This window comes from Corynebacterium sp. HMSC074C11 (assembly GCF_001809455.1).
GTDB classification, from domain to species: Bacteria; Actinomycetota; Actinomycetes; order Mycobacteriales; family Mycobacteriaceae; genus Corynebacterium; species Corynebacterium amycolatum.
This window is the reverse complement of record NZ_KV797726.1, coordinates 1-3,480: the sequence shown is the minus strand read 5'-3', so window position 1 is coordinate 3,480 and position 3,480 is coordinate 1. Positions and strand designations below refer to the sequence as shown.

The window sequence follows — 3,480 nt, the reverse complement described above, 5'->3', positions numbered from 1 at the left end:
ACAGGTTGCTGCGTGCTGCAGGCGGGCTGCTGTGTGGTGGTTTGTTCTGTGGTGTGTGGGTGTTGTGTGAGAACTGGATAGTGGACGCGAGCATCTTGTTTTTCTGTAAGTTCGATTTTGTCAAGCAGTTTTTCTGTTTGTGATTGTTCTTGAGTATTTGTGTGTTGTGTTGTAAGGGCGCATGGTGGATGCCTTGGCATAGTAGGCCGATGAAGGACGTGAGAGGCTGCGATAGGCCTCGGGGAGTTGCCAACTAAGCGTTGATCCGAGGGTGTCCGAATGGGGAAACCTGGCCGTCGTTGTGGGCGGTCGCCGTTAGATGAATTCATAGTCTAATTGGTGGTTACGCGGGGAAGTGAAACATCTCAGTACCCGTAGGAGTAGAAAACAATTGTGATTCCGTTAGTAGTGGCGAACGAACGTGGATGAGGCTAAACCGCGTGCGTGTGATACCTGGCAGGGTTTGCGTGCGTGGGGTTGTGGGGATGCATTGTTGCAGGGTCTGCTAGTCCTGCGTTGCGTGTGTGTGGGTGTAGCGGAAGTGGATTGGAATGTCCTGCCGTAGACGGTGAGAGTCCGGTACGTGAAACACTCGCATCTGCAATTGGTGTGTTGCCCGAGTAGCAGCGGGCTCGTGGAATCTGCTGTGAATCTGCCGGGACCACCCGGTAAGCCTAAATACCTGCTTATGACCGATAGCGGATTAGTACCGTGAGGGAATGGTGAAAAGTACCCCGGGAGGGGAGTGAAATAGTACCTGAAACCATGTGCTTACAATCCGTCAGAGCCTCCGTGTGGGGTGATGGCGTGCCTTTTGAAGAATGAGCCTGCGAGTCAGCGGCATGTCGCGAGGTTAACCCGTTTGGTGGGGTAGTCGTAGCGAAAGCGAATACTAATTAGTGTGTTTTTAGTGGCATGTCCTGGACCCGAAGCGGGGTGATCTACCCATGGCCAGTGTGAAGCAGAGGTAAGACTCTGTGGAGGCGCGAACCCACTTAGGTTGAAAACTGAGGGGATGAGTTGTGGGTAGGGGTGAAAGGCCAATCAAACTCCGTGATAGCTGGTTCTCCCCGAAATGCATTTAGGTGCAGCGTCGTGTGTTTCCTCCTGGAGGTAGAGCTACTGGTTGGTTTAGCGGGACTATCATCTTAGCGACATCAGCCAAACTCCGAATGCCAGGTCAGGTGAGAGCACGGCAGTGAGACTGCGGGGGATAAGCTTCGTAGTCGAGAGGGAAACAGCCCAGATCGCCGGCTAAGGCCCCTAAGGGTGTGCTAAGTGGAAAAGGATGTGGGATCGCGAAGACAACCAGGAGGTTGGCTTAGAAGCAGCCATCCTTGAAAGAGTGCGTAATAGCTCACTGGTCGAGTGGTTCTGCGCCGACAATGTAGTGGGGCTCAAGTACACCGCCGAAGCCGCGGCAATCATCTTTTGTGGTGGTTGGGTAGGGGAGCGTCGCGTGACTGCTGTGAAGCGCTGGGGTAACCCTAGTGTGGAGTGTGCGCGAGTGAGAATGCAGGCATGAGTAGCGAATGAGGAGTGGAAAACTCCTCCGCCGAATGACTAAGGGTTCCTGGGCCAGGTTAATCCTCCCAGGGTGAGTCGGGGCCTAAGGCGAGGCCGACAGGCGTAGTCGATGGATAACGGGTTGATATTCCCGTACCCGTGTGTCCGCGCCCATGGTGAATCAGGGATACTAACCCACCTGAACACGCGCCGTTTACTAGCCTTTTGGGTTGGTTGGTGTGTGTGATGCTGGGGACCTGAACTGGTAGTAGCCAAGTGATGGGGTGACGCAGGAAGGTAGCCGTGCCACGTGATGGATATCGTGGTGTAAGCGTGTGGCCCGTGTTCTAGGTAAATCCGGAGCACATATAGGGTGAGGCGTGATGCGTACCCGTATTTGGGGAAGTTGGTGATCCTATGCTGCCGAGAAAAGCCTCTAGCGATGTGGATATACGGCCCGTACCCGAAACCGACACAGGTAGTCAGGTAGAGAATACTAAGGCGATCGGGAGAACTGTGGTTAAGGAACTCGGCAAAATGCCCCCGTAACTTCGGGAGAAGGGGGGCCATGACTGGTGACCGACGTGGTTGAGCTGGTTGTGGCCGCAGAGAATAGAGGGAAGCGACTGTTTACTAAAAACACAGGTCCGTGCGAAGACGTTTAAGTCGATGTATACGGACTGACGCCTGCCCGGTGCTGGAAGGTTAAGAGGACCTGTTAGATTCCTTGTGGGGTCGAAGCGGAGAATTTAAGCCCCAGTAAACGGCGGTGGTAACTATAACCATCCTAAGGTAGCGAAATTCCTTGTCGGGTAAGTTCCGACCTGCACGAATGGCGTAACGACTTCCCTGCTGTCTCAACCACAGACCCGGCGAAATTGCAGTACGAGTAAAGATGCTCGTTACGCGCGGCAGGACGAAAAGACCCCGGGACCTTCACTATAGCTTGGTATTGGTGTTCGGTTCGGTTTGTGTAGGATAGGTGGGAGACTGTGATGCCTCAACGCCAGTTGGGGTGGAGTCGTTGTTGAAATACCACTCTGATCGTATTGGACATCTCAACCTCGGCCCGTGATCCGGGTTAGGGACAGTGCCTGGTGGGTAGTTTAACTGGGGCGGTTGCCTCCCAAAGAGTAACGGAGGCGCCCAAAGGTTCCCTCAGCCTGGTTGGCAATCAGGTGTTGAGTGTAAGTGCACAAGGGAGCTTGACTGTGAGACTGACAGGTCGAGCAGGTAGGAAACTAGGGACTAGTGATCCGGCACCGGCTTGTGGAAGCGGTGTCGCTCAACGGATAAAAGGTACCCCGGGGATAACAGGCTGATCTTCCCCAAGAGTCCATATCGACGGGATGGTTTGGCACCTCGATGTCGGCTCGTCGCATCCTGGGGCTGGAGTAGGTCCCAAGGGTTGGGCTGTTCGCCCATTAAAGCGGCACGCGAGCTGGGTTTAGAACGTCGTGAGACAGTTCGGTCTCTATCCGCCGCGCGCGTAGAAACTTGAGGAAGGCTGTCCCTAGTACGAGAGGACCGGGATGGACGTACCTCTGGTGTGCCAGTTGTCCCGCCTGGGGCATGGCTGGTTGGCTACGTACGGAAGGGATAACCGCTGAAAGCATCTAAGCGGGAAGCCTGTTCCAAGATTAGGTTTCTTTTGAGGTCCCCTATAGATGATGGGGTTGATAGGCCGGATCTGGAAGCATCGTAAGGTGTGGAGGTGACCGGTACTAATAGACCAAACATTCAACACACAAGAGAGTGTGAAAAATTAGGGTTTTTGCTCGCGTCTACTGTTCAGTGTCTGGCATGACACCACCCACCCGAAGTTTTGTGGTGGGGTTGGTTGTTGCCTGGTTTTTGTCGGTGGTGTTAGCGGTGGGGTCACGCCCGGTCCCATTCCGAACCCGGAAGCTAAGTCCACCAGCGCCGATGGTACTGCACTCGGGAGGGTGTGGGAGAGTAGGTCGCCGCCGGCAT

General features: G+C 54.6%; 2 rRNA genes. Both read left to right on the top strand.

Annotated features, from left to right (window positions below):
- Positions 1-161: 161 nt before the first annotated feature.
- Positions 162-3,255: ribosomal RNA gene (locus HMPREF2614_RS02790) — 23S ribosomal RNA — on the top strand.
- A gap of 107 nt (positions 3,256-3,362) precedes the next feature.
- Positions 3,363-3,479, top strand: a 5S ribosomal RNA gene (rrf, locus tag HMPREF2614_RS02785).
- Position 3,480 lies beyond the last annotated feature (1 nt).